This is a genomic window from Pseudenhygromyxa sp. WMMC2535, from assembly GCF_011083025.2.
The window spans coordinates 1,493,301-1,519,882 of record NZ_JABJWV010000001.1 but is presented as its reverse complement, the minus strand read 5'-3'; the positions used below and the strand labels follow the sequence as shown (position 1 = coordinate 1,519,882).

Here is a 26,582-nt window from a genome sequence, read left to right as displayed (position 1 = left end):
ACATGTGGGATAGAGTGAATAACTGGTTTTTGTGTAGTTTGGGTTTCATTTTTTGGCAGGGGTGACTGATGCCGAGTCCTGGTGGATCGTTGGGGGCATGTTCACCGGTCGGAGTCTCTCTGGCGTGCTCGCTGGGTTGTGCTCGGGTCTCGCACTCGCCGCGCTCGTGCCAGGGGGAGGCTGCGTGTTCTTCGACTACTGCATCCGCATCAACTACTCGGGCACCGACTGGTGCACGTATGCCGAAGGCGCGCTGATGTGGCCCGAGGGACAGCCGGATCTCGCCGTGCCGGTCTCGGAGGAGGCGGTCTCCGCCTGCGTATGCTTCAACGACGTGGAGGTCGTGATCCTCGAAGAGAAAGCGCCCGAGGACGACTTCGCCGCGTTGGTCCTGGAGATCGAGCAGAGCGCTCGAGACGCGTGCGCGGACCTCGTGCCGGCGGGCTTTAGCCACAACTGTGACGTGGAAGAGGGACCTGATGCCATGGTCTTTGGTCAGCCCTTCACAGGCCAGCCGACGGACGCGTGCGTGGGGAGCTGCGAGTTCATCAACCCGCCGCCGGGAGGGAGCTGCAGGGAGCTGGATCCCTACGAGTGCAACGACGAAGAAGCGATGGGCGGGAGCGACACCGAGGGAGGAGACGAGGCCGGTGGATAGGGGACGGCGCCGACGCCTGGGTGTGTTGCTCGGGGCGGGTGCGCTGGGTGGGCTGGTCGCCTGCACCGAGCGGCCCCTGGCGCTCGGGGATAGCGTCGCCGATGTCTACCGCGAGCCGGCCTGTGCGCTCTTGGTGGACACCTGGGGGCACTGGGAAGACGGCACGCGCCAGCTGATCATGAACCACGAGGCAGGCTCGAGCATCTCGGTGTGCATGTGCATGAGCGAGGAGGAGTTCGACAGCGGCGTCCGTGATGATGAGCTCGCGGACTTGCTGCTGGATGCCTGCCTGGCTTACAGCGAGCTCTATGGCTACGACTGGGACGAGTGCGAGGAGAAGCGGGCGGAGTCCGAGTGGTGGCTCTGGTACAAGGTCTGGTGGGACCACGAGGTGATCGACTTCGCCTACGATGGCTCGAGCTGTGAGCCCGAGGAGGAGGAGGAAGGCTGCGCGGTCACGAGGGAGAGTGGGCCGGGAGGGGTGCTGGCGCTGGGGTTGTTGCTGCTCGGCCTTCGCCGCCGGGAGTGAGTCAGGGTATATGTAGGATAGAGTGAATGACTGGTTTTTGTGTAGTTTGGGTTTCAGTTTTGGGCAGGGGTGACTGATGCCGAGTCCTGGTGGATCGTTGGGGGCATGTTCACCGGTCGGAGTCTCTCTGGCGTGCTCGCTGGGTTGTGTGGATAGGGGACGGCGCCGACGCCTGGGCGTGCTGCTCGGGGCGGGTGCGCTCGGTGGGCTGGTCGCCTGCACCGAGCGGCCCCTGGCGCTCGGGGATAGCGTCGCCGATGTCTACCGCGAGCCGGCCTGTGCGCTCTTGGTGGACACCTGGGGGCACTGGGAAGACGGCACGCGCCAGCTGATCATGAACCACGAGGCAGGCTCGAGCATCTCGGTGTGCATGTGCATGAGCGAGGAGGAGTTCGACAGCGGCGTCCGTGATGATGAGCTCGCGGACTTGCTGCTGGATGCCTGCCTGGCTTACAGCGAGCTCTATGGCTACGACTGGGACGAGTGCGAGGAGAAGCGGGCGGAGTCCGAGTGGTGGCTCGCGTACAAGGTCTGGTGGGACCTCGAGGTGTTCGACTTCGCCTACGATGGCTCGAGCTGTGAGCCCGAGGAGGAGGAGGAAGGCTGCGCGGTCACGGGGGAGAGTGGGCCGGGAGGGGTGCTGGCGCTGGGGTTGTTGCTGCTCGGCCTTCGCCGCCGGGAGTGAGTCAGGGGCTGGGGAGCTCGCCGAAGATCTCGGCGGGGAGCAGCTCGGTCGTGCCGTCCGGGTGCGTGGCCTTCCAGCGTAGCCATCGCCAGGCGTTCTTCGAGGCCTGGATGATGCGCCCGCCCTGGCTGCGCGGCCCGGGGATGAAGGTGGCGTGCTCGTCGTCGAATGTGGCCATGACGAGCAGGGCGCTGCCGGTGTCGACGTCCCAGAGGCGGAGTGTCCCGTCGTAGCTGGAGGACAGGGCGCGGCGGCCGTCGGGGGACCAGGCGCAGGAGCGGACCGGGCCGAGGTGGCCGTGCCAGGACGCGATCGCAGAGGCGGCGTCGATGTCCCAGAGGCGGATGGTCCCGTCGTAGCCGGAGGACAGGGCGTAGCGACCGTCGGGAGACCAGGCGCAGGACCAGACCGGGCCGCGGTGCGCCTGCCAGGGGGCGAGGGAGATGCCGGCGTCGACATCCCAGAGCTGTATGGAGCCGTCGTAGCCGGATGACAGGGCGCGGCGGTCGTCGGGAGACCACGCGCAGGAGCGGACGATGTGCTGGTGCGCGCTCCAGGATGCGATGGTCGACGCAGCGTCGACGTCCCAGAGGCGGATGGTCTCGTCGTCGCTGGAGAACAGGGCGCGGCGGCCATCGTGCGACCAGGCGCAGGACGAGATGGGGCCCTGGTGCGCTTGCCAGGAGGCGATGGGGCCGGCGGCGTCGATATCCCACACACACGAGGAGCCGTCGTCGCCGACAGAGAAGACGCGGCGACCGTCGGGAGACCAGGCGCAAGACGAGATGCGGCCGCGGTGTGCCTGTTTTGAAGCGATGGGGGAGGCGACGGGAGAGGCGGCGTCGACGTCCCAGAGTTGAATGGTTCCGTCGTCGCCAGCAGACAAGAGGCGGCGGCCGTCGGGGGACCAGACGCAGGAGGAGACGCGGCCGCGGTGGGCCGGCCAGGAGGCGAGGAGGGCGGCGGCGTCGATGTCCCACAGACGGAGGCAGCCATCGTCGCCGGCAGACGCGGCGCGGCGACCGTCGGGAGACAGGGCGCAGGCCCAGACAGGATCCTTGCGGGGCTGCCACAGGGCGATGGTGGACGCGCTGTCGATGTCCCACAGCTGTATGGAGCCGTCGCGGCCGGTAAAGAGGGCGCGGCGGTCATCGGGAGACCAGGCGCAGGACGAGACCGTGCCCTGGTGCGCTCGCCAGGAGCCGAGCAGGGAGGCGGTGTCGACGTCCCACAGCTGTATGGAGCCGCCGTAGCCAGTGGAGAGCGCGCGGCGACCATCGTGAGACCAGGAGCAGGACCAGACGATGCCCTGGCGCGCCTGCCAGGAGGTGATCGCCGTGCCGGCGTCGAGATCCCACAGCCGGATCGTGTCGTCGTAGCCCGAGAACAAGATGCGGCGACCGTCGGGGGACCAGGCACATGACGAGACGGTGCCCTGGTGGGACTGCCATGACGCGACGGCGGAGGCAGACTCGATGTCCCAGATGTGGATGCGGCCGTCGTCGCCGGAGGACAGGACGTGGCGGCCGTCGGGGGACCAGGCGCAGGACGAGACGGTGCCCTGGTGAGCCTGCCACGAGGCGAGAGAGGCGGCAGATTCGATGTCCCAGATGTGGATGCTTCCGTCGCTGCCAGCCGACAAGAGGTGGCGGTCATCGCGAGACCAGGCGCAGGAGGAGGCCTGGCAGCGATGGGCCTGCCAGGATGCGACGCACAGGCCGGTGCCGATCTCCCAGATGTGGATGGTCCCGTCGCTCCCGGAGGTCGAGGCGCGGCGATCATCGTGGGACCAGGCGCAGGACCGGACGCTGCCCTGATGGGTCTGCCACGAGGCGATGGTGTGGCCGGCGTCGATATCCCACAAGAAGATGGAGCCGTCGCTGCCGGAGGACAGGGCGCGGCTGCCGTCGTGAGACCAGACGCAGGCGGTCACGTCGAAGCAGTGGCCATGCTCCACCTGGGACGAGCAGGAGGCGTCTGCACACGGCGAGGGCGCGATCTGTGGACGCTCCAGCCACCCGCTGGGCACCTTCGTGAGCAGCACGCGGGCCCCGAGCCCGCGCCCGCCCGCGGTCTTCGCCCCCTCGAGATCGACGCGATGAAATACGGCCCCGTCGACGCGCGCGCCCTCCAAGTCGACCGCGCGAGCGTTCACCCCATCCCACTCCGAGTAGCGCAGATCTGCCCGCGCAAAGCAGGCCGCTTCGAGCTGCACGTCGATCCATCGAGTCTGGCGCAGGCTCGCGTCCGCCCAGGAGCTGTCGGAGAAGTCCGCGGGGCCGTGGATGGTCTGGCCTTGCAGCGAGACCCCGCTGAGATCGGCGCCGCGCATGCTCGGCGCGTCCCAGCCACGCTCGAGGGCCGAGAGCACATATCGCAGCAGCAACCATCGCGTCGCCTCCGGGCCGCCCCTTGCCCAGGTCTCCAGCGTTGCGAGCCGCCGCGCGATCTCGGGCCCATCGAGGCGCTGGGCAAAGAACTTCCAGGTCTCCACGCTCGCGTCCTCGAGGTCCCAGGCCGCCGGTGCGTCGGACTCGACGGCGTCGAAGAGGTAGCCCGACAAGAAGAACTCCTGCATCGAGCTGTGGGCGAAGCGAAAGCCCGAGCGCAGCTTCCCGTTCACGCTCTCGTCTTCGCGGACCAAGAAGGTCGCGGTGCGCAGGTCCTCCTCGAGCTTGTCGCGGTCGATGCTCGCGTAGCGCCGGCCGAGGGTCTGGTCGCGGGCGAGCCAGTCGGAGAACCAATCTTCGAGCGCCTCGGCCGGCACGAGCCGCGAGCCGCGTCGCCACGTCCAGGCGGCGAGGTGACGCATCAGCCGGCGCTTGTGGGCCGGCTTGATGTGGTGCTTGCCGGCGTCGCGGTTGAGCCACTGCTCGACCATCGAGTCGTAGAGGGTCACGCTGCGCACGACCTCGCCGCGCGCCCGCCGGTGCTCGATGTCGGGGATCAGCTGGCCGATGAGCCGCAGCGTATAAGGGCGAGCCGCGAGCTCCTCGAGGTCGTGCACGCTGCGGACCAGGGTCGTGGCTCGCTCGACGTCGACCTCGGGGAGGGCCTTGGCGAGAAAGTGCTGGATCTGCGCCTCGCTCAGCGGCAGGAGCACCAGCGCCGCGTAGTCTCTGGTCCGGGTGTCGCCGCGGTCCTGGCCCGAGAAGTGGGCGTTTTGCTCGCTGAAGCTGCGAAAGTAGTGGGTTCGGCAAGAGATCAGCACCCGCGTCGGCGAGGCCGTGTCCGTCGAGAGCTCGCGGACGCGCAGGAGCTCGCGGGTGAACTGCTTGCCGTTGGCGTCCGAGAGGTGGACCAGGGCTTCGTCGAGGCCGTCGAAGATGAAGAGCGTGGGCTGCGAGGCTGCTTGGGCGAAGAGCGCGTCGACGCTGGGCTTGTGGGACTGCAGTGGCCAGCCACGGTCGATGCACTCGCGCAAGATGTCCTCGAGCAAGGGGACCTCGTCTCCCCTGCGCAAGCTCGTCAGGCGGCGCAGATCGAAGTAGAGCGGGGTGGGAAGAGCCTCGCCTTCCCCCTCGGCGGTCTCGATGGCCTTGACGACGCGCTGGCAGGTGATCGTCTTGCCCATGCCGTACTCGCCCAGCAGGGCGAAGAGCGCTGGGGCCTCGGGGTCGCGCAGCCAGTCGAGGATATAGTCCAGCGCGGGCACGGAGCCAGGGGTCTGGGCTGTGCGCGCTTGCTGGTCGAGGGTAGAGGCGTCGAGCGAGACGGGGTTCCCGTGGGCGTCCTCGATCAGGCAGCCCGCGGCCTCGACATTCGAGAGGTCGGGGCTCAGCGTCTGTCTCCCCATGGCGGCGGAGCGGACAGGGTGTGGAGGATCGGGGGGCTCTTCGGTTGCGTAGCGATCGAGGACGCGATGGAGCTCCTCGACCAGCGCCTTCATCCACGTGTCCCGCTTCTCGCTCTTGCGGGTGGGAAAGGGGGACCGTGTCCCGCGTGGGCCACGGAAGATCTGGTGCACCTTCAGACCTCGCGTGTCGGTGGTGCAGGGGCTGATCGCCCTGAGCTCGACGGGCAGCAGCCGCTTGCCCTCGACCCCGGGGCCGTGGCCAGACACAAAGGCGGGGAGCTCCACCTCCCCGATGTACTCGCTGGCGAAGAAGGCGGGGCTCAGCAACATCAGCCCCAGGTGGCAAGCGTCGAGGGCCTCGAGCAGCCGCTGCTCCCAGCGCTCTCCTGCGAGGAGCTCGATGTCTCGCCACAGCTCGAAGCTATAGCGGGGCGAGCTCTCGAGCAGGATCCGCAGGCAGTCGATCAGCTTGTGGCTGAGCGCGTCTGTCTGGGCGTAGCTGACGAAGACCCGGACCAGCGCCTTGCCCTTGCTGCGCTCGCGCAGGTAGATCCGCGGCTCGAGCAGGCCCTCTGGGACGCCGCGGACATCGGTGATCAGCGCATCGACCACGTCGAGGTCCGCGGTCTGATTCGAGGGCTCGATCTTCGCCATGTCTCATTAATGTCGTCTCGAGCATGTCCGAGTTCGGCGGGATGTCCGGCGCGCCGCAGGGCGCCCCTCCGAGCTGCGTGGCTCGTGGCGACTCGCGCGGGGGCTCAGCCCGCGACGCGATGTTGTGGCCGCAGGGCGACGAGCACCTTCTCGTCCCCCTCCGGCAGCCGCAGCGCTGCGAGGTCTTCCTCGGCCAAGGTCACCCGCCGCGGCGGTCCATGGCGAGACTCGCGGCTGGTCGCCGGCCCAGGCAGCACCCAGTCGCCGGCGGTGTCCTGCACCCAGTCCACGCCATAGTCGTCGACGCGCACGTCGACCTCGCGCGGGGGCTGGTCGCGGACGTGGGTCCAGACGGCGCGGAAGCGGGGCGCGTCTTCGGGCTCGTGGTCCTGGCGGACGCGGGCGACGATGCCGGGGATCGCGTGTTCGCCGACGTTGCCGGCGGCGGCGCGGCACCACTGGGCGTCGCGCACCAAGGTCAGGTCGTCGGTGTTGGCCTCCCAGTGCGGGCCGCCGTCGAAGGGGTCGACCTTGCCCGAGTCGGCGAAGCCGATGCTCTGGAGCAGGCGCATGGCCCCGAGGGTCTCCGGGCCGACCTGGCCGATGATGTCCTGGACCTCTCGCGGCAGCAGGCTGACGTGGATCGTCGACTGCGGGAAGAGCCGCCAGATGAACTCTTTGTCGTCGCTGCTGAGGCGGTCGGCCTCGGCATAGGTCAAGTTGGTGAAGCGGCTGCCGAGGGCGTCCCACAGCCGCGACTGAGCGCGACCGAGGGGGCCGCGCTCGAGGGGCGGGAGCAGCTCGGCGAGCACGCGGTCGCGGAAGCGCTGGCGGTGGGCCGCGATGTACGAGAAGCGGCCAAAGGAGAGCAGTCGCCCGAGCTTGCGCGGGTGCCTGCGCAGGTCCGGGCGCAGGACCAGGCCGCCGATCTCCGTGGGACCCTGATAGGTCAGGCCCAGCTGGAGCATCTTGTGGATCATGTGCACGTCGCGGTGCTCGTCGCCAACGGTGATCTCCGCGTAGCGCTCCTCGTCGACGACCCGAAAGAACACGTGCGGCTCGCGGCGGGTGCCGTGCTGCGCGTGAATCATCGACGTCCCGACGACCTCCCCGCTCGGGCCCTGGAGCACGAACAAGAAGCGTCGCTCGGGGTCGAAGACCTCGGGGTCCAGGCCGCCGGCGAAGGAGGCCTGGGAGCGCGCGAGGAGATCGCGGATGAAGCCGCGATCCGGGGGCAGGTTGAGGGTGTCGAGGTGACCCGCGAGGGCGAAAATTTCGTCCTCGTCGCTAGCGAGTGCGTCACGAAAGACGAAGGTGCTCAACGCGGGTGCTCGAGGTTGGGGGCGGATCAGAACGGGATGTCGTCGTCTTCGGGGCCGACGGGGGAGTAGTCGCCGGGGTCGTAGGGCTCGGGCCCACCGCCGCCACCACCACCACCACCGTAGCCACCGCCACCGCCGCTGCCGCCACCGTAGTTCCCACCACCACCGCCGCCGCCGTAGCCACCACCGCCGCCGCCGCGGCTCCCACCGCCGCCGCCGCCGTAGTTCCCACCACCGCCGCCGCCGTAGTTCCCACCACCGCCGCCGCCGCCACCGTAGCCGCCGCCACCACCACCACCACCGCCCTCAGCGCGGCCGCCGAGGAACTGCACGACGTCCGCGACGATCTCGGTGGAGTAGCGCTTGACGCCGTCCTTGTCGTCGTAGCTGCGGGTGCGCAGGCGCCCCTCGACGTAGACCTGGCGGCCCTTGGACAGGTAGTTGTTGCAGTGCTCGGCCGTCTGGCCCCACACGGAGACGCGGTGCCACTCGGTCTCCTCGACCATCTCGTTGGTCTGCTTGTTGCGCCAGCGGCGAGTCGTGGCCACCGAGAGGTTGGCGACCGCGGTGCCGCCTTGGGTGTAGCGCAGCTCCGGATCACGGCCGAGGTTGCCGACGAGAATGACTTTGTTGATCCCAGCCATGAGGCTCCTGTTTGCGAATGGTCGGGCTTGGGTTGAAGGATGGCAAGCGTTGCGGCCCGACGTGTCAGCAGCGCGTGCACTTGGTGTGTCGGCCCGCGCGCCCGTCGTGTGCACGGAATTTTGCGTCGTCGGGAGGACGCCTTCGAGCTAGGGTGCGCGGGCGCCTTGACCGGCCGGGTACCGGCGGGTCAACCTCGGTAGCCGCCGATGCCCGATTTGTCCATCGCTCTGTGCCTCCGCGACGACGAGCACGACCTGCCCGAGATGGCGCAGGCCGCCCTCGAGGTCGCGCGGGTGCTCGTCGCGGAGCACGGCGCCGGAGAGTGGCGCGACGCCACGCGGGTGCACAGCGTCGACAATCCACGTGAGAAAGCTTGGGTCAGGGGAGATCTCGAAGCCAGCGAGCGCTTGCGCTTCGAACTCCTCGCCCTCGACGAGCGCTCCCGCGACAACACGCTTAGCGTGCTCAGCATCCTCCACGGCAAGGTCCCTCAGCTGCGCAGCGTCCAGGAGCTCGAGCCGGGCACGGCGGTGCGCGAGGCCGCTCGGCACGCGACGGGCCGGGTGTGGCTGCTCGTCGACGGGCCGTTCGACCCGGAGCACGGCCTGTGGGCGGCGCGTCAGGTGTTCTGTGGGGATCCGGCCGCGCTCATCCCCGGAGAGGTGCTGGCCCTCGGCCGGGGTTTGGGCCAGGCGACGCTGGGGTGGCTGCGCGGTGGGCTCGTGAGCGCGCAATTCGAGGTCGAGCGCATGCTCGCGGCGCAAGGGCGCAAGCCGGCCTGGAGCCCGCCGACGCAGCGCCGTCTGCGAGATCGGGCCCACCTCCAGCTGCGCAGGCGCATGGGGCGGCTGGGCCTGGGCTTGCTCGATCGCCCGCTCTGACACATCTGGGCGGACCCGTGGTCTAGCGATCTCGGCGCACACGACTATAGTCCCCCGGGTGACCTGGGTCCTGGCCATCCTCGCCCTCTCGGTCTTGATCATCATCCACGAGTTCGGGCACTTCGCGTGCGCCAAGCTCGGCGGCATGCATGTCGACCGCTTCAGCGTGATCGGCATCGGTCCGGTGATCCTGCGCCTGTTCACCTGGAAGGGCACCGAGTTCGTGATCAGCGCGATCCCCTTCGGCGCCTACGTGCACATCGTCGGCATGGAGCCCGAGGAGTACGCCTCCGACGAGGAGGGCAACCTCCCGGAGCCGCCGCCGGGCTACCGCAACTTCCGTGACAGCCCGATCTGGGCCCGGCTGCTGGCCATCGCCGGCGGGCCGATCGCCAACTACCTCGCGGCCATGGTCCTGGTCGCGGGCGCCTTCGCCTCCGTGGGCGTCAAGGAGCAGGTCGGCGTCGAGATCGTCGACTTTGGCGTGGGCAGCCCCGCGGCCGCGGCCGGGCTCGAGGCCGGCGACGAGATCCTGTCCATCGACGGGATCCAGGTCCGCGGCCCGGAGGCGCAGCAGACGGCCATCAACCTGGCCAAGGAGCGCATGGGCACCACCGTCGAGGTCACCGTCGAGCGCGAGGGCCTCGACGAGCCGCTGACCGTGCCCGTGGCCCTCAACGCCGAGCCGCCCGCGCTCAACGCCAACTTGGGGGTGATCGGCGAGTACATCCCGATCAGCCCGGGCAAGGCCGTGCTCCTGGGCATCGAGTGGCCCTTCGCCCAGACCAAGCGCCAGCTCGCCGGGCTGTGGATGATGATCACCGGTCAGACCTCGGCGCAGGTCGGCGGCCCCGTGGCCATCGCCAAGGCGATCAAGACCAGCGCCGACCGGGGCTTCGTCGACTTCATCGTGTTCAGCGCGCTGATCTCCACGGTCCTCGGCATGTTCAACCTGCTGCCCCTCCCGGCCCTCGACGGCGGGCGGCTGGTGTTCTTGTTCTACGAGCTCATCGCCCGGCGCCCGCCCAATCGCATGCTCGAGGAGCGCGTGCACATGGTCGGCATGGTGCTGCTGCTGAGCCTGATCGGGTTCACGGTGTTCAACGACCTGCGCGGCAAGCCCACGGGCCCCGTGTGGGAGCGGGTGGCCACGCAGTTCGAGGCCGAGGCGCTGAAGATCGAGCGCGAGGACGAGGCGGCCGAGCCGGGCGAGGCCGACGCGCCGACGCCCAGCGAGTAGCAGCCATGGCCAGCCGCCGCCGTCGCATGGCGCCGGCCGAGGAGGCCGCGGACGTCCCCCCCGACTGGAAGCCGCGGGCGCGCACCCGCGAGCAGCTGGTCGAGATCGTCGAGCGCCTGCCGACCGAGCCCGGCGTCTACGTGATGCGCGACCGCAAGGGCCGCGTGGTCTACGTGGGCAAGGCCAGGCGCCTGCGTCAGCGCGTGCGCCAGTACTTCAACGGCCACGACACCCGGCTGTTCGTGCCGGCCCTGGGCCGGGTGCTCGGCGACATCGAGGCGGTGATCACCTCCAACGACAAGGAGGCGATGCTGCTCGAGAACAACCTGATCAAGCGCTACCACCCGCGCTTCAACGTCAAGCTCCGCGACGACAAGCAGTATCTGGTCCTGCGCCTCGACACGCGCGCGAGCTGGCCGCGGCTGGAGGTCGTGCGCAACATCGGCCAGGACGGGGCGTCCTACTACGGCCCCTACCACTCGGCGACCTCGGCCCGGCACACCCTGCGCGTGGTCAATCGCCACTTTCAGCTGCGGACCTGCACGGACTTCGTGCTCGAGCACCGCAAGCGGCCCTGCCTCCAGTATCAGATCCAGCGCTGCCCGGCGCCCTGCGTCTACGAGGTCGACGAGCGGGCCTACGCGGATCAGGTCCGCGACGTCGGCCTGTTCTTGGCCGGGCGCCACGGCGAGCTGGTCGAGGGTCTGCGCGGGCGCATGGAGACCGCCGCCGAGGCCCTCGAGTTCGAGCGCGCGGCGAGGATCCGCGACCAGCTGCGGGCGATCGAGGTCAGCCTCCAGCGCCAGCAGGTGGTCGGCGTCGAGGAGCTCGACCAGGACGTGATCGGGGTCCACCGCGAGGGCGGGAACGTCGAGTTCGTGGTCATGCACGTGCGCCAGGGCAAGCTGATCGGCAGCCAGCGCTACGCCGAGTCGGGCATGGAGCTGCCCGACGAGGAGGTCCTGGCCAGCTTCCTGGGCGCCTATTACGACGAGAGCCCGCTGATCCCCGACGAGGTCCTGCTGCCCTTCGAATTGGCGGAGGACGACGGCGAGCCGCTCGCGGCCTGGCTCAGCGAGCGCCGGGCCGAGCAGGGCGCCAAGAAGGTCCAGATCAAGGTGCCCAAGCGGGGGTCTCGCAAGACCCTTTGCATGCTCGCCGAGCGCAACGCGGCCAGCAATTTCGCGACCCGCCGGAGCAAGCGCGACGACGCCGAGGCGGCCATGAAGCGGCTCCAGGCCCGGCTCTCGCTCAGCCGCCTGCCTCGGCGCATCGAGTGCTACGACGTCAGCCACATCCAGGGCAGCGACCCCGTGGCCTCGATGGTGGTCTTCGTCGACGGTCAGCCCGACAAAGCCAGCTACCGCCGCTTCAAGATCAAGGGCCTCGACCGCGACGAGGGCCTGAGCCAGGGCGGGCGGCAAAACGACGACTTCCTGTCGATGTACGAGGTCCTCGATCGTCGCCTGCGCCGCGGCCTCGAGGACGAGGACTGGGCGCTGCCGGATCTGCTGGTCATCGACGGCGGCAAGGGTCAGCTCGCCCGGGTCGTCGCGGCCATGCAGGACCTCGGCGTGGGCATCGGCGACGAGGGCGTGGACCTGGTCTCGCTGGCCAAGGAGCGCCGCTTCGCGGTCTCGGCCACGACCCAGGGGCTCGAGGCGCTGCGAGCCGCCAGCGAGGGCGAGGCGAGCTCGGGCGAGCTCGGCGAAGGTGAAGGGGCGGAGGGCGAGACACCGAGCGTCGAGGGAGAGGGAGAGGGAGAGGAAAAGGGAGAGGGAGAGCGGGCCCGGGAGGCCGGGCGGCGCCTCGCAGACCACGTGGTTGCGACGGCCGACCACAGCCAGGACGGGGGCGAGGTCCGCCCCGAGCGGGTGTTCGTGCCCGGCGCCCGCGATCCCATCGTCCTCGCCCGCGGCTCCTCGGAGCTCCACCTGATCACGCGGCTGCGCGACGAGGCCCACCGCTTCGCCATCGAGCACCACCGCAAGCGTCGAGGCAAGCGCTCGCTGGCCTCGGTCCTCGACGGGATCTCGGGCGTGGGCCCGGCGACCAAGCGCGCGCTGATCCAGCACTTTGGCACGATCAAGGCGATCCGGGCGGCCTCCGAAGCGGAGCTGTGCGCGGTCAAGGGCGTGGGGCCCAAGCTCGCGGCGGCGATCCACGAGCAGCTCGCCGCTGGCGGTTAGCAGCGCGCGCAGATAGGCTCGATCCTCGTGGGAGAGGCGCACACGCGAGACGCCGGCCAGGCGCGACCCAAGGCGTGGGTCGTGGTTGGGATCGGCGGGCTGCTCCTGGCCGCCGGCGTGGCCGCGTGGGCGCTGACGCGGGTGCCCGACGACGGCCCGGTGCGCCGGTTGACCATCGCCGAGCCGTGGCGCCACTGGGAGGACGAGGGCTTCGTCGAGATGGTCCCGCCGGTCCGCCTGCCCACGGCCACGCCGGGGGCCGACGACGTGGCGATCTGGCTGCGCATCCCCGAGGGCGGCGTGATCGAGACGCGCCGCCGCGAGGGGGACGCAGCGGGCGGAGCTGCCGGCGAGGCCACGGGTGAAGAGGCGGGCGAAGCCGCGAGCGCCTGGATCTTGGCGTTCCCGCCCGGGACCATCGCGGATCGCGTCGAGTCACGCGGCCGCGGTGGCACGCGCGGGGTCATCGACGTCCGCGGCACGGAGCTGGCCGAAGCGGGCGAGGAGTGGATGCACACCCTGCGCCGCGACGGCGGGGCCAAGGGCGGCCTGTTTGGCTACGAGTGGCCGCGCAGCTCGACGGCGGCCCACGCCGAGGCCACGCGCCTGCTCCTCGCCGAGCTCGCCGAGATCCCCCCGGGCTCGTCGATGAGCGAGGAGGCGCGCGCGGGCTACCTGTCGCGGATCCAGACCAAGAATCAGTGCGTGACCTGCCACGTGCACGGGCGGGCAGACAACCGCCGCGAGGGCGAGCGCGGCGTGGTCAACCGGGGGACCGACGGCAGCGGCTTCTTCACGCCGCAGACCGTGCTCCTCGATGAGATCCCCCTCGAGCGCTACGGCACGATCGACCCCAACCTGCGGGATCCCTGGGTGACGCTGCGCTGCCCCGAGGGCGAGGCGAAGCTCGAGTCCAAGAAGGGGCGGCTGCTCGCAACTTGCCCCGACAACGCAGTACCAGTCGGCCGTTTCGACCTGGACAAGGCCCTGTCGCATGGTGACGAGCGAGCGGAGCGGATCTGTGCCGCGCGCCGCTATCTGTACGCGCACCTCGATGAACGGGGTCGAGAGGTGTTTTCGCCGGCGATCTCGGCCTGTGAAAAAGATTGACGATTTTCTCTGGGGCAAGAGAAACTTTTGCATCACGAGGGGGGTTGTCCCACCCACAACCCCCCAAAACTCGAACTAGCTAGAGAATAGGACCCCCCAGATGAAAAAAGGTTTGACCTCCGTACTCGAGGTAGCAGCCCTCGCAGGCCTCGTTGTTGCACTCCCTGCCTGTCCCAGCGACGACAGCGAGGAAGAGACCGAGACGAGCACCACGGACGGTGGCTGCCCGACGACGACCGATGGTGGCTGCCCGACGACGACCGATGGTGGCTGCCCGACGACCACGGACGGCGGCTGCCCGACGACGACCGATGGCGGCTGCCCGACGACGACCGATGGTGGCTGCCCGACGACGACCGATGGTGGCTGCCCGACGACGACGGACGGTGGCTGCCCGACGACCACCGATGGTGGCTGTCCGACGACCACGGACGGCGGCTGCCCGACGACCACCGAGAGCGGCTAGAGTGGAGCCCGCCATGGCCGGGCGACCACAGGGCGTGGGCATCGGCCTGCGCCGCCGACACTTCGACGAGCTGCCCGCGTGCGCGCGGGCGCTCGATTTTCTCGAGCTGATCCCAGAGAACTTCGTGGGCGCCGGCCACATCCGCGGTGGCGCCGACGGCCGGGTGCTGCGGGCATGCACCGAGCGCTGGCCGATGCTCGCCCACGGCGTGTCGATGTCCCTGGCCGGACCAGACCCGCTGGATCACGGCTACCTGCGCGCCCTCAAGGGCCTGCTGGATCAGATCGGCGCGCCCTTTTATACGGATCACCTGTGCTTCGTGAGCGTCGGCGGGCGCTCGAGCTACGACCTGATCCCCCCGCCTTTTTGCGAGGCCGCCGTCCTCCACACCGCCCGCCGGCTCCGCGAGCTCGCCGACGCCCTCGAGCGCCCGGTGGCCGTGGAGAACATCAGCTACTACGCGCAGATGCCCGGCTCGACCATGGCCCACGGCGAGTTCGTGCGCGCCGTGGTCGAGGAGGCCGACTGCCTGCTGCTCCTCGACGTCAACAACGTGTTCGTCAACGCCCGCAACCACGACCAGGATCCCCGCGAGGTCCTGTGGTCGCTGCCCACCGAGCGCGCCTGCCAGATCCACCTGGCGGGTCACGTGCAGGAGGGCCCGCGGCTCATCGACCACCACGGCGCCGCGGTCTGCGACGAGGTCTGGGCGCTCTACCGCGAGGCCCTGGCCCGGCTCGGGCCGATCCCCACGCTGATCGAGTGGGACACCCACGTACCGGCCCTTGATCGCGTGCTCGACGAGGCCGATCGCGCCCGGGAGATCATGGCCGAGGTCTGCGCCCCGACGGCCCCCAGGGGAGAGGAGCGGGCCTCTTGAGCGCCCCCGAGCTCGAGCGCCTCTACGCCGCGATCGGGCCGTTCTTGTTCGGCGAGCGCAGCGTCGCCGAGCTCGAGGCGTCGATCGGCAGCTCGGCCTCCGGCACGGACGCGCTCGACTTCTATCGGGTGCTGGTCGAGCGCAACACCAAGAAGATCCTCGGCGAGCTCTTCTCCCCGGTGCGCGAGCTGTGCGAGCGCCTGCACCCGGGGCTGTGGCCCGAGCTGGTGGCCGACTACGCCCGCAGCCACCGCGGCGCGGCGCGGGACCCCAACTGGTTTGGCGAGCACTTCAGCGCCTTCTTGGCGGCGCGCCGCGAGCAGCGGCCGGAGCAGTCGCCCCTGCTCGAGGAGCTCGCCGACTACGTGTTTTGTCGCTTCGCCGCCTCGACGGCCCCCGACGCCTTCGGCCCCGACGACCCCGAGGGCTTCGAGCGCCGGCTCTTCGTGCGCCTGTACACCGCGGGGATCCCCGAGCTGCTCGTGGCCCTGCGCAAGCGCCCCGAGGCGCCCACGAGCGCGCTCCCCCTCGCGCCTCGGCCCTCGACCGTGCTGATCTTCCGCGTCCACCGTGTCGACGGCGAGTCTTTCGGCGCGGCCGCGGGCATGCGCTGGCATCGACCCGACCTCGCCCAGCTGGCGGCGCTGGCTCGGCGTCAGGGGCTGGAGCTGCCGCCGCCGATGGCGGCCCTCGACGCGGCCCAGCTCGAGCGCGGGCTGGCGGCGCTGGTGAAGCTCGGGGTGCTGCGCGCCAGCTGACTTGGGCAGATTGTTTGGCGCGCGGGGCAGCGCTCGGGAGACTGGATAATTCTCACTGCCGCCGCAGTGATCACATGCGCAGAAATCCCCACGCACGAGTGGGATGCCCACGCGCAACACCGGAAGCCTTCAACCTTTCCCCAAAGCTCTGGCCGCGCTGGCCTTGGGGACCGCGCTCCTCTTTTTTCCGAACACCGAGGCTCTCGCCGCGCCCGGCCCCGAGGCGAGTGGCCAGGCCGGCTCGGCGGCCCCTGCCCCCGCGCAGACCGACTTCCAGCGCCTGCCCAGCGCCGCGCTCAGCTCCTACTTTCGCGCGGCAGACCGGCGCGTGCTCGTGGTCGAGGCCGGCTATCGCTCCGAGGTCCTCGTCGGCCTGGGCGCCGAGGCCCTCGCCTCGCTGCGAGCCAGCGGGCGCTTCGATCTGATCATGGATCAGTCGGGGATGGGGGACATCTCGAGCGCCGACGATCAGTCGATCATCGGCCGCGCGAGCGGCCAGCCGTTGGACGCGATCTTGATCATGCGGATCTTTGGCGAGGGCGAGCAGCTCGCGCTGGTCGGCACGGTCTACGCCCCGAGCGGCGAGGTCATCTCGGCCTTCACCGTGAACTACGGCGGCTTCTTGCGCCCGAGGGCCGAAGAGGCGAACGCCAGCGGGATCAGTGAGTCGACCATGGGCAGCGTCGCGGACGTGCTGCAAGAAAACGGCGGCGCGAGCTCGGGCGAGCTGACCGCCGCCGAGCGGGAGTACGTCGATCGCCACGTGCACTTTGGCTATGTCTTTTATTACAACACGAGCACGGGGGAGGGGGTCGTGCAAAAGAGCAATGACGTGATCTTCCGGGGAAGAGAGGAGGTCCCGCTCAAGGACGTCGAGTTCCTCGAGTACATCGGCGAGGAGGAGCTCGCGCGCAGGCACAAGAACCGCCAGCGCCTCAAGCTCGGCTTGGGCATCGGCGCTGGCGTATCTGCCCCGTTCTTGTTGGGGGCAGGCGTCATTCTCCTCGGGGACGCCACGGTTTGTGAAGGAGGTGGGCTTGAAGAGCTGACGTGTAGCGAAAATGCTAATTATAAATATGGAGGCATAGCGATGCTCGTGGTAGGAAGCGTGCTGATCCCCGTATCGGTCACGGGCTTCGCCTTGCCCAAGGTCCTCAAGAGCAAAGACCGGGGGCGCTACGTCAGGGATTACAACCGGCGCCTGCGTGAGGAGCTCCAGCTGCCGGAGAACATCGAAGATCAGCTCCGCGGCAAGCTCTCGTACAACCAGCGCTTCGATCGCAGCCAGCAGCGCGCGCGGATCCTGGCCAGCTGGCGGCTGACGCCCAGCGCGACCGGGACTGGCGGCGGGCTCGGCTTCAGCGGCCAATTTTGAGGGCGGGGGAGGTCGACATGACGATGATGATCATCCGCGGGCTCCTCTCGCTCCTGCTCACGGCCTCCTTGCTCGCGCCTGCGTCCGCGCAGACGCCCGTGGAGCGGGGGGCCCAGAGCGTCGCCGACATCGAGCAGTGGCGCACGGCCCTCTACGACTCGCTGGCCGACTCCGTCGTGTTCATCTCGACCAAGCAAGGCCACGGCTCGGGCTTCTTCATCTCCGACGACGGTTGGATCCTGACCGCGGCCCACGTGGTCGGGGACGCCAAGACCGTCAGCGTCGTGCTCCGAGACGGCCGTCGACTCCAGGGAAGCGTCCAGGAGAAGGCCAAGGGCCAGCTCGACTTCGCCCTGCTGTGGGTGGACCTCAAGCAGACCAAGGCGCTGGCGCTGGCCGACGCCGACTCCCTGGCGGTGGGCGCGTGGGTCGGCTCGATCGGTCATGGGACCGGCGGCGTCTGGACCTTCAACATCGGGATGATCAGCAACATCTACCCGGTGGGCGCGCAAAAACCAGTGTTCCAGACCGACATCCCGCTCAACCCGGGCAACTCGGGCGGCCCGATCTTCGATCGCCAGGGCCGCGTGGTCGGGATCGTGACCGCGGGCATCCAGTCGGCGAACAACGTCAACTATGGCATCAAGATCGACGAGGCCCTGGGGAGCCTCGATCAGATCGGCTTTCACTGCCAGTGCTGGCTCTTCGTCGCGCCCAAGAACGTCGCGATATTCCTGGACGGGGAGGCCGTGGGCAGCGGGCCCAAGCTGGTGATCCCCGCGCAGGAAGGGACGCACGAGGTGTTCGCGGTCGTCGATGGCGTGATGAAGAAGTACGCGCTGAGCTGGCCCACGCACCGCGGCGTGGACTTCACGAAGTGAGCGAGCGGCCGGCGGAGCTCCCCGACGAAGCCCGCTATTCGCAGGCCAGGGGGTGGACCTCGAGCACGGTCTCGAGGGTCTCTTCGATCAGCGCGCGGGCGTCGTCGGTCGGCAGGCCGTAGCCCACGTGGATGTGGCCCGCGGCCAGGTTGTGCTCGGCCTCGAGGTTGTAGAGCAGCCCGTGCAGGCCCAGGAAGCCCGAGAGGAAATTGCCGCTGGTCTCGTCGTTGATCTCGACGTTGGTCAGGCCGAGGGCATCGGTCGCCGCGAGGATCTCGTCGATGGGCAGCTGCGAGGGCAGCTGGACGCCCTGGCGGTACATCGAGATCCCCGCCCAGGTGCGCGGCTGGACGCTGTCTTGGGTCGGCAGGACCTCGTCTCCGTAGCCGTCGGGATACCAGTCTTCGGCGGGGCCCAGGCCGCCGTCGTGGCCGCCCTCGATCGCCTCGATCTCCCAGCCGATCTGCCCGCCGCGGCTCGTCGTGATCAGGATGACCGGCTCGTACTCGTCGACGAGCTGCCAAAAATCCAGCGATGTGTCCTGATAGTCGACCTGGAGGTCCGAGTCCTCCGAGCCGACCGCGCCGGGGTCACCGATGTTGTCGTTGGAGGGGTCGCCGTCCGGGGGGAACTCGGGAAAGAACGAATAGACGTCGTAGCCGTGGCCGTGCCAGTCCTCACCCATCCAGCCGTCGGGGTTTTGCTCGGGGTTTTGGCTCCACTGACGCAGCATCTCGTTGGTTGGCGGCCAGTAGCCCATGACCACGACGTTGTGGCGGCAGGGGTCCCCGGCGGTGTCGGACTCGGTCGAGGTGTCGGACTCGGTCGAGGTGTCGGTCTCGGTCGAGCTGCCGGTGTCCGTATCGGTGTCGGTCGAGGTGTCGGTCTCGGTCGAGCTGCCGGTGCCGGTCTCGGTCTCGGTCGATGCGCCGGCGTCGGTCTCGGTCTCGGTCTCGGTCGCTGCCGTCGTCGAGCTCTCCGTGCTGGGATCGTCCGAGCTGGGCTGAGCACACGCGGCCAGGGTCAGCGCTGTGAACGACACGAACGCGAGGCGTGAGGGGCGGTCCATCGCAGGGAGCGTAGCAGCTCGTCCATGGCAGGGTGTGAAGGGGGGGCGGTCGCGGCTGGTTGTGCTGGAGACCTGCCTGGGCGCAATTCCAGCGTCCTTCGCCCTCGCCCGGGAGCTGGATTCTTCGGCGAGGCTCGCTAACAGTCCGCGGTGGAGCCCAGCTGGCCGGAGCCCCGCGACATCCCCCACCTCTCCGCCGATCTCGGGCAGGTGATCGACGCGCTCGGCGAGGGGCGCGAGGTGGTGCTCGTGGCGCACTCGCTCGGCGGGATGATCATTCGAGACTATGCGCTCGAGCACCCCGAGGCGGTCGCGGCGATGGTCTTCGTCGATAGTGCGCACGAAAGCTACAATCAGCCGACGCAGGCCGAGGAGGACATGATCGTCGAGACGTTCTCGGCTGCCTATGGGCCGGACGATGGCGCCACGGCCGAGGCTCGCCAGCTGATCGAGGACTCTGCCCACTTCGAGGGGCTCCCGGGCTTGCCCGATGTCCCCGTGATCGTCTTGACGAGCATGAAGATCGACGCCGACCACGACGCCGAAGATCGCCAGCTGTGGTTCGAGGCGCACGAGCGCCTGGGCGAGGGGATCAGCGACTTCGAGCATGTCGTGACCGAGCAGGCGGGGCACTACATCATGCTCGAAGACCCGCAGCTGGTGCGCGCGCAGCTCTCGTCCGTGCTCTGAGGGGCGAGCAGGCAGGCGTCGGCGCCCGATGTCCGTGAACGCGGCGTCATCCGGGCGCGCGGCCCCAACTGTATCTGGGTGTCGCCATATTCACGGAGATGGCGCTGATGCCCTCATCCGAATCATGCGAGGCAAACTCGTCAATCGATGACATGAGCATATGCCGGAATGCACGCTTGACGGGGGTGGTGAGTGCAGACATACACTAATGAATGACAAGTGACGATCGGGGCGCGAGTTTCTCCCAGCGGAACACCTCATATGTCATGACACTCGCATGCGGTGTCATGGTGTGTCTGGCCGGATGTCCGCAAGAAGATGACGAAGGAGACGCGGGCGCCGATGAGAACGGGGCGACGGAGACGGCCGGTGACATGGGCACGGGCGGCCCGGATACGGACGGCCTCGACAGCGCAGACGACACGACGGCGGGCGAGACGACGGCGGGCGACTCGACGGACTCGACGGACTCCACGGACTCGACCGATGGTGACGCGACGGAGGGCGAGACGACGGCGGGCGACTCGACGGACGGCGACTCGACCGACACGGAGACCGACGCCGCCTCGGAGACTGACACGGAGACCGACACCACGGATGGTGGGCTGGTGCTCGAGCTCCCCGAGCTGTCCTGCGCCGAGGCCGTCCAGATCCCGGCGGGCCTGTCCTTTCACCTCACCCACGCCGAGTGCGCGAACAACAGCTGTGCCTGGAGCTACGATCCCGTGGGCGCCGAGATCACCGGTATCGAGGGCAGCTACGACCTCGAGACCGGCGCCTTCGAGTGGACCGTGAGCTACGACCCGGCGCACTGGCGGGTCTCGACCACCGTGGTCGGTCAGGGCACCATCGACGAGCAGGGGGACGAGAGCTCGAGCTACACGTCCACGACCCTCGACATCCTCGACGCCGAGATCGTCGAGAGCGTGGTGACCACGCGCACCGGATGCAGCCTGACGCGAACGACCACGGACGCGGCCCAATTCGAGTACGTGCTGGCCGGCGAATTCGGCGAGAACTTCGTCTACACCGAGGGCCAGATGCCCGAGCTGTTCACCAACGCGACCTCCCCCGAGAACGCCACCGGCACGCGCACGCCCGAGGGGCTCGTCGCAGAGAACTTCATCTACGACCACCCCGGCGAGGACGAGTTCGACTGGTGGGGCTACGACCAACAGCTCAGCGGCGACGCCGACGGCAACCGCGTGGTCGACTTTCACCAGTTCGAGAGCTTGTACTGGGACCGCGATGGCATCTGCGACTGGGACATCAGCGGGACCCAGAGCTGCACCATGGTCGAAGTCGACAGCGTCGACTGGGGCGGCTTGGCCGAGTGGACCGTGGACTACGCTGGCAACGGCACGGGGGTGTTCTCGGCGTGGTTCTACGATCAGCCGACCATGACCTGGAACCCCAAGGAGTGCCCGATCACCTTCGAGTCGTGGGCCTGTCACTACGACTGCCCCGGCGGGCCGACGAACAACAGCTGTCAGTATTTCCTCGCCAAGTGAGTGCTCAGCCGGGGATCACCTGCGCGCCCACGGCGTAGGGCAAGATCCGCGCGATGTTGCGGGCGTCGTCGATGCCCCGGTGATGCGTCCCCTCGAGCGGCAAGCCCAAGCGGCGCAGGGCCCCGGCCATGCCAAAGCGCTTCGTGGTGCCCACGGCCGCGCTGAAGGCCTCCTTGATGTTGAGGTGCTGACCGCGAAAGGGCAGCTTCACCCCGTGAAAGGCCGCGTCTTGGCGGAACTGCATGTGGTCGTACTTGCCCCACGAGGCAAACACGGCCTCACTTCCGGCCATGAACTCGCGCAGCTCGGTGAGCACCGCCGGAAAGGTCTGCGCCGCGTCGACCTCGGCCTGGGTGATCGAGGTCAGCCGCGTGCAAAAGGGCGTGAGCTTCGGGTGACGCAGCGGCCGAACGAAGCGCTGGAACTCGGCGATCGGCTCGAAGATCTCCCCATCCACGAGCACGGCGCCGATCTCGATGATCTCCATCTCCCGCTTGGGCACGGCCCCCTTGTCGTCACAGGTCGCCTCGAGATCGATCACGAGATAGTCGCGCGCGTGCATGTTGTCTGCTTTTCTCATGCCCTTCAGACTAATGGCGTTCGATGACCACGCCCGGACAAGAAAAAGGACAAACCAGCCCTCGCGCCGGCTTTGACTGGGGGGACTACGTCGACCGCCTCGTCGCCGAGCGGGGCTCGCTGGCGGCGGCGGCTGCCCACCTCGCGCAGCGCCGCGGCTTCAGCGAGGACCTGCCCAGCGTCGAGCGCGGGCTCCGGCGCCTACGCGGGCGTGGCAGCAAGGACGGCGGCGTGTGGGGCCAGCGAGCGCTGCGCTGCTTCGGCCTGCCCGCCGCGGTCGACGACCGCGTGCGCTGGATGGGCCAGTACCACACCCGCTTCAGCGACCTCCCGACATCGCTGGGCCAGGAGCTGCTCGAGCCCTGGGACCGACCGCCCGTGAGCGAGAGCCCCGCGCGGATCTGGCTGCTGCTCGGGCGGGTCAACCTGGCGCTGCGCCGCCGCGCCGATCCCTGCGGCCTGCTCGAGCAAGCCGCCGTGCTCGAAGCCCAGGCCGAGCCGGCTGCGCGCATCGAGCTCGCGCTGGTCCAGGCCTTCGTCTGGTCCAAGCCCGGCGCGGACGAGCGCCTGGCAGAGGCGAGCGCCGCCCTCGCCCGCGCGGGCGCGCTGCTCGAAGAACGCCGCGCCGAGCTCGACGCCGACGACTACGCCTGCCTGTTCGCGCGCTGGATCGACCAGGGGGCCTACCGGCTCAACAAGCCGCGGCAGGGGCTCCCGGATCACCGAGGCGCCGCCGCGCTCTACTAGCCGCCCCCTCGCGCTGAGCGGCGCGGTTCGACAACGTCTGGCGGTCGTGATCCCGTAGGCCTCGCACGAGGCCACGCATGACGATCCCCCGCTGGAACCCTCCCGTCACTCTGTCTCCCCGCGTGAATGGCCATTCTCTGGGGGGGCGGCGGGGCGCCGAGGCGACGCGCGCGTAACACTCGCGGGCGCCCGGGAGTTGGGCTGCCATGCGCTCTTCACTCGCGTGCTTCGTCTGTCCACGCTCTCCCGCCTCGATCGTGGCGCTGTGCCTGTGCCTGGCTGCGGGCGCTTGCGTTGGGGAGGGGGCCAGGGATGGGGATGAGGGCGAGGGCGGGAGCGCGGATGAAGGCGTCGACGAGAGCGGCGGCGAGCCGGGGGAGCCCGACGCCGCCGCCTTGGTCGACCAGGCCCTCGGCTACCCGGACTTCGAGCGCATCAACGCGGCCCCTTTCGCCAGCCAGCACGGCCTCGCGGCCAGCGTGAACGTCTGGGTGCCCGCGCAGTACGCCGACGCCTACCGGGCCATCGATCCCGACGATGCCGAGGCGACGGCGGACTTCCCTGCGGGGGCGATGATCGTCAAGGAGCACCTCGACGACATGGGCGAGGCCGTGGGCGTGACGATCATGGTCAAGGCCGAGGCCGGCTACGACCCGGAACACGACGACTGGTGGTGGGGCAACGCCGACCTCGAGGGCAACATCAGCGACGCCGGCGTGGTCGGCTACTGCGTGAGCTGTCACGAGCCGCGGGCCGCGGCCGACTGGCTGTTCGGCGTGGCGCCGGCGGATCAGCTCTGAGGCCGAGACCCCCGGTGTGTTGGCTCAGCCTGTGGATTCAGTCGGGGCGCAGGCGCTTGGGCACGGGGAGCACGTCGAAGTCGCGCGCGGCGACGACCTCGCCGTCGAAGACCTCGCGGGCCTGCTCCAAGAAGGGCGCCGTGCGATCGTAGCGCCGCGAGAAGTGGGTCAGGACGAGCAGTCGGGCGCCAGCTTGGGCGGCGATCTCACCGGCCTGGCGCGCGGTCAGGTGGCCGTTGTCCTTGGCCCGCTGGATGTCCTCGTCGAGGTAGGTGGACTCGCAGATCAGCATGTCGGCCCCGGCGGCGAGCTCGAAGGCGTTTTGGCACAGCCGCGTGTCCATGACGAAGGCGACGACCTGGCCGCGGCGGGGCAGGGCGACGTCGTCGAGGGTGACGACGCGGCCCTCGATCTCGACCTGGCCGTCGATCTGCAGCTGCTTGATGATCGGCCCGCGCAGCCCGGCCTCGCGCAGCTTCTCGGGCTGCATGGTCCAGCCGGCGTGCTCCTCGAGGCGGTAGCCGTAGGTGGGCACGCCGTGGCTGAGCGGGAGCACGCGCAAGCTGACGCCGCGCCCGGCCTGCTCGTGGCGCCAGATCTCGCCGGGCTCGCGGATCGGGTTGCTGTGGACCTCGGCGCGGTCGTGGTAGATCGAGGCCCGCCGCAGGCGGCGGTAGTACTTGTCGCCGGAGGCCGGGTAGTAGACGTTGACGGGGTGGGGGCAGCCGTCGAGGGAGAGCAGCTGGGAGATCCCTGCGAGGCCCAGGCAGTGGTCGCCGTGGAAGTGCGTGATGCAGATCTTGGTGATGTCCGTGGACGACACGCCGGCGTGGATCAGCTGGCGCTGGGTCCCTTCGCCGGGATCGAAGAGCAGGCCCTCGCCATCCCAGCGCAGCAGGTAGCCGTTGTGGTTTCGGTAGCGCGTGGGTACCTGGCTAGCGGTACCGAGGACGACGAGCTCGCGGACGGACATGGAGGGCCGCGAGCATAACCGCTCGTCGGCGAGAGGCCAGCCCCGCGGGCGCGCGGCGTATCTTTTCTCGCCGCATGGACGTAGGCTTGAACAATGATCGAAACGAAGCGCGAGGTCGATGTCGCAATCATCGGGGCGGGCTCGGCGGGCCTGGTGGCGCGCCGCCAGGCCCTCGCCAACGGCGCCAAGCGGGTGTTGCTGATCGAGGGCGGCCCCTATGGCACGACCTGCGCGCGCGTCGGCTGCATGCCTTCCAAGCTGCTGATCGCCGCGGCAGAGGCGGCCCACGGGGCGCAAAAGGCGGGGGTGTTCGGGGTCGAGGCCGAGGTTCGCGTGGACGGCGAGGCGGTGATGGCCCGGGTCCGCCGCGAGCGCGATCACTTCGCTGGCGGCGTTGTCGAGTCGACCGAGGCGCTGCCCGAGGATCAGAAGCTGCGCGGCTGGGCGCGCTTCGTCGGGCCGAAGAGCCTGGTCGTCGAGGGCCTCGACGGCGAGGGCGAGACCCACGTCGACGCCGAGGTGATCGTCATCGCGGCCGGCTCGGCGCCCTGGGTGCCGCCGCCGCTGCGCGACCTCGGTGATCGCCTGCTGAGCAACGAGAACATCTTCGAGCTCGCAACCATCCCGCGCTCGCTGGCCGTGGTCGGCACGGGGGTGATCGGCCTCGAGCTCGGCCAGGCCATGGCCCGGCTGGGCGCGCGCACGCGGGTCTTCGACGTTGCGACGCGCATGCCCCTGGTCAAGAGCGAGCCGATGCAGGCCGAGGTCCGCAGGTGCTTCGAGGCGCGCCTGGATCTCGACTTGGGCGTCGAGGACATCGCCGGCGAGCGGATCGAGCTCGAGGGCGGCGGCGCGGGGGTGCGCCTGAGCTGGACCGACGCCGAGGGCAACGCGCACAGCGACGAGTTCGAGTACGTGCTCGCGGCTACGGGTCGCCGGCCGCAGCTCGAGCGCCTGCAGCTCGCCGAGGCGGGGATCGAGCTCGACGATCGCGGCGCGCCGCTCGGCCTCGACGAGCGCACCGGGCAGATCGGCGAGCACCCGATCTTCATGGCCGGCGACGTCACCGGCACGCGGCCGCTGCTCCACGAGGCCGCTGCCGAGGGGCGGATCGCGGGCATCAACGCGGGGCGCTGGCCCGACGTCCGTGCGCAGCCGCGCTACGTCTCGCTGGGCGTGCTGTTTTGCGATCCCCAGGTCGCGGTCGTCGGCGAGATCCCCGAGGAGGGCGAGGGCGAGTGGTGGGAGGCCGGCGAGGTCAGCTTCGGCAACCAGGGCCGGGCCCGGGTCATGGCCAAGAACTGCGGGCGGGCGAGGATCTACGCGTCGCACAAGTGCGGGACGCTGATCGCGGCCGAGCTCGTCGGGCCGCAGGTCGAGCACCTCGCTCACCTGCTGGCCTGGGCGATCGAGGAGAAGGTCACCGCTCAGCGGGCGCTGGCCTTGCCCTACTACCACCCGGTGCTCGAGGAGGGGCTGCGCACGGCGATCCAGAGGCTGGCGCGCAAGCTCAAGCTGGTCGCCAAGCCCCACGCCCTGGACTGCGGCCCCGGGGTCTGAGCGCCCGCGCGCGGCCGCTCAGCGGTCCATGAATTCGAAGCGGTAGCGGCAGCCGAGCTTGTTGTCGGCTGCGCCCTCGATCCGCTGGGGATCGAGGCGGCGATCCGTGATCAGCTCGAAGAGCCTGTGGACGTAGCCCATGGCCGAGTACTCGAGGGAGATATGCCAGCGCGAGGGGCCCTCGATCGCGACCACGAAGCCGTTCTCGGTCTCCTCGGTCGTGAACTGGCCCTCGTCGCTGTAGACCCGCCACAGCCGCGTGGTCAGGGGCTGGAGCTTGACCTGGCCACGCCGCGCGCTGTCGAGCAAGTGCGCGTAGGGGCCCTCGGTCAGCGCCCAGTCGGCGGACTGATAGCCCAAGGTCCAGTAGGCGCGCTCGTTGCCCTCGTAGAACATCTCGAGCAGCAGGGCCTGGAGGCCGACGTAGTCGTCGAATTCCAGCAGGCTCGTCGGGGTGATCAGTCGGCGCAGCGAAGGCTGCCGCTCTCGCAGCGTCGCCTCGAAGCGCTCCCAGGCCTCCTCACCGAAACGCTCACGGATGAGCGTCCGCCGACCAGCGTAGATGGTGCCTTTGATGAACAAGC

General features: G+C 69.5%; 24 protein-coding genes. 17 read left to right on the top strand and 7 right to left on the bottom strand.

Going from position 1 to position 26,582, the window contains the following annotated elements; all coding sequences use genetic code 11:
• Positions 1–61 precede the first annotated feature (61 nt).
• From G6O69_RS05615 to G6O69_RS41935, 3 genes are all read left to right on the top strand, one after another.
• Complete coding sequence (locus G6O69_RS05615; RefSeq protein ID WP_176396651.1) at positions 62–658, top strand: hypothetical protein; 597 nt, start codon at positions 62–64, stop codon at positions 656–658.
• Positions 651–1,187 carry an MYXO-CTERM sorting domain-containing protein gene (locus G6O69_RS41940; protein ID WP_172302495.1) on the top strand — a complete coding sequence of 179 codons (537 nt, stop codon included), beginning with the start codon at positions 651–653 and terminating at the stop codon, positions 1,185–1,187. Before G6O69_RS05615 ends, G6O69_RS41940 begins: the two co-directional genes overlap by 8 nt.
• A gap of 148 nt (positions 1,188–1,335) precedes the next feature.
• Positions 1,336–1,872: an MYXO-CTERM sorting domain-containing protein gene (locus G6O69_RS41935; protein ID WP_172302494.1), complete on the top strand. Its 537-nt coding sequence runs from the start codon at positions 1,336–1,338 to the stop codon at positions 1,870–1,872.
• Position 1,873: 1 nt separating this feature from the next.
• Here the strand turns inward: G6O69_RS41935 and G6O69_RS05600 are convergent, their stop codons facing one another.
• The 3 genes from G6O69_RS05600 to G6O69_RS05590 form a co-directional block, all read right to left on the bottom strand.
• On the bottom strand, positions 1,874–6,322 hold the full coding sequence (locus tag G6O69_RS05600; RefSeq protein WP_172302493.1) for an NACHT domain-containing protein: 4,449 nt from the start codon (positions 6,320–6,322) through the stop codon (positions 1,874–1,876).
• Positions 6,323–6,426: 104 nt separating this feature from the next.
• Positions 6,427–7,644 (bottom strand): arginine N-succinyltransferase, encoded by a 1,218-nt coding sequence (locus G6O69_RS05595; protein WP_172302492.1) that lies wholly within the window; start codon positions 7,642–7,644, stop codon positions 6,427–6,429.
• A gap of 26 nt (positions 7,645–7,670) precedes the next feature.
• A complete protein-coding gene (locus tag G6O69_RS05590; RefSeq protein WP_172302491.1) occupies positions 7,671–8,288 on the bottom strand; it encodes a single-stranded DNA-binding protein in 618 nt (205 codons plus the stop codon).
• 207 nt (positions 8,289–8,495) lie between these two features.
• Between G6O69_RS05590 and G6O69_RS05585 the strand changes: the two genes are divergently transcribed.
• The 9 genes from G6O69_RS05585 (at position 8,496) to G6O69_RS05545 (ending at position 18,069) form a co-directional block, all read left to right on the top strand.
• On the top strand, positions 8,496–9,170 hold the full coding sequence (locus G6O69_RS05585) for a hypothetical protein (RefSeq protein ID WP_172302490.1): 675 nt from the start codon (positions 8,496–8,498) through the stop codon (positions 9,168–9,170).
• Positions 9,171–9,228: 58 nt separating this feature from the next.
• Positions 9,229–10,410, top strand: coding sequence for a M50 family metallopeptidase (locus tag G6O69_RS05580; protein ID WP_172302489.1), 1,182 nt, complete (start codon positions 9,229–9,231; stop codon positions 10,408–10,410).
• A gap of 5 nt (positions 10,411–10,415) precedes the next feature.
• Positions 10,416–12,599, top strand: a complete 2,184-nt coding sequence (uvrC, locus tag G6O69_RS05575; RefSeq protein WP_172302488.1) for an excinuclease ABC subunit UvrC — start codon at positions 10,416–10,418, stop codon at positions 12,597–12,599.
• Between the two features lie 27 nt (positions 12,600–12,626).
• Positions 12,627–13,709, top strand: coding sequence for a hypothetical protein (locus tag G6O69_RS05570; RefSeq protein ID WP_172302487.1), 1,083 nt, complete (start codon positions 12,627–12,629; stop codon positions 13,707–13,709).
• 112 nt (positions 13,710–13,821) lie between these two features.
• Positions 13,822–14,175 (top strand): hypothetical protein, encoded by a 354-nt coding sequence (locus tag G6O69_RS05565; protein WP_176396650.1) that lies wholly within the window; start codon positions 13,822–13,824, stop codon positions 14,173–14,175.
• A 13-nt stretch (positions 14,176–14,188) separates the two neighbouring features.
• A complete protein-coding gene (locus tag G6O69_RS05560; protein WP_172302486.1) occupies positions 14,189–15,055 on the top strand; it encodes a DUF692 domain-containing protein in 867 nt (288 codons plus the stop codon).
• A complete protein-coding gene (locus G6O69_RS05555) occupies positions 15,052–15,813 on the top strand; it encodes a putative DNA-binding domain-containing protein (protein ID WP_172302485.1) in 762 nt (253 codons plus the stop codon). The genes G6O69_RS05560 and G6O69_RS05555 overlap by 4 nt, the downstream gene beginning before the upstream one ends.
• 103 nt (positions 15,814–15,916) lie before the next feature.
• The gene (locus G6O69_RS05550) at positions 15,917–17,188 is read left to right on the top strand and encodes a hypothetical protein (RefSeq protein ID WP_172302484.1); all 1,272 of its coding nucleotides are present in this window, start codon (positions 15,917–15,919) and stop codon (positions 17,186–17,188) included.
• Positions 17,189–17,205: 17 nt separating this feature from the next.
• Positions 17,206–18,069, top strand: coding sequence for a serine protease (locus tag G6O69_RS05545; RefSeq protein WP_172302483.1), 864 nt, complete (start codon positions 17,206–17,208; stop codon positions 18,067–18,069).
• A 34-nt stretch (positions 18,070–18,103) separates the two neighbouring features.
• Here the strand turns inward: G6O69_RS05545 and G6O69_RS05540 are convergent, their stop codons facing one another.
• Complete coding sequence (locus tag G6O69_RS05540) at positions 18,104–19,138, bottom strand: hypothetical protein (protein WP_172302482.1); 1,035 nt, start codon at positions 19,136–19,138, stop codon at positions 18,104–18,106.
• A 150-nt stretch (positions 19,139–19,288) separates the two neighbouring features.
• Here G6O69_RS05540 and G6O69_RS05535 point away from each other — a divergent pair, with 150 nt between their 5' ends.
• Together G6O69_RS05535 and G6O69_RS05530 are read left to right on the top strand one after the other, a co-directional pair.
• The gene (locus G6O69_RS05535; protein ID WP_172302481.1) at positions 19,289–19,828 is read left to right on the top strand and encodes an alpha/beta hydrolase; all 540 of its coding nucleotides are present in this window, start codon (positions 19,289–19,291) and stop codon (positions 19,826–19,828) included.
• Between the two features lie 266 nt (positions 19,829–20,094).
• A complete protein-coding gene (locus G6O69_RS05530; protein WP_176396649.1) occupies positions 20,095–21,339 on the top strand; it encodes a hypothetical protein in 1,245 nt (414 codons plus the stop codon).
• 4 nt (positions 21,340–21,343) lie between these two features.
• On the opposite strand, the gene G6O69_RS05525 is transcribed toward G6O69_RS05530, so the two are convergent.
• On the bottom strand, positions 21,344–21,919 hold the full coding sequence (locus G6O69_RS05525; RefSeq protein WP_255215710.1) for a 3'-5' exonuclease: 576 nt from the start codon (positions 21,917–21,919) through the stop codon (positions 21,344–21,346).
• Between the two features lie 23 nt (positions 21,920–21,942).
• On the opposite strand from G6O69_RS05525, the gene G6O69_RS05520 reads away from it, so the two are divergent.
• Together G6O69_RS05520 and G6O69_RS05515 are read left to right on the top strand one after the other, a co-directional pair.
• Positions 21,943–22,665 (top strand): hypothetical protein, encoded by a 723-nt coding sequence (locus G6O69_RS05520; protein ID WP_172302479.1) that lies wholly within the window; start codon positions 21,943–21,945, stop codon positions 22,663–22,665.
• Between the two features lie 206 nt (positions 22,666–22,871).
• On the top strand, positions 22,872–23,465 hold the full coding sequence (locus G6O69_RS05515; RefSeq protein ID WP_172302478.1) for a cytochrome P460 family protein: 594 nt from the start codon (positions 22,872–22,874) through the stop codon (positions 23,463–23,465).
• A 37-nt stretch (positions 23,466–23,502) separates the two neighbouring features.
• Here the strand turns inward: G6O69_RS05515 and G6O69_RS05510 are convergent, their stop codons facing one another.
• Complete coding sequence (locus G6O69_RS05510) at positions 23,503–24,438, bottom strand: ribonuclease Z (RefSeq protein WP_172302477.1); 936 nt, start codon at positions 24,436–24,438, stop codon at positions 23,503–23,505.
• A gap of 93 nt (positions 24,439–24,531) precedes the next feature.
• Here G6O69_RS05510 and G6O69_RS05505 point away from each other — a divergent pair, with 93 nt between their 5' ends.
• Positions 24,532–25,998, top strand: coding sequence for a dihydrolipoyl dehydrogenase (locus G6O69_RS05505; RefSeq protein ID WP_172302476.1), 1,467 nt, complete (start codon positions 24,532–24,534; stop codon positions 25,996–25,998).
• An 18-nt stretch (positions 25,999–26,016) separates the two neighbouring features.
• On the opposite strand, the gene G6O69_RS05500 is transcribed toward G6O69_RS05505, so the two are convergent.
• Complete coding sequence (locus tag G6O69_RS05500) at positions 26,017–26,580, bottom strand: hypothetical protein (protein WP_172302475.1); 564 nt, start codon at positions 26,578–26,580, stop codon at positions 26,017–26,019.
• Positions 26,581–26,582 lie beyond the last annotated feature (2 nt).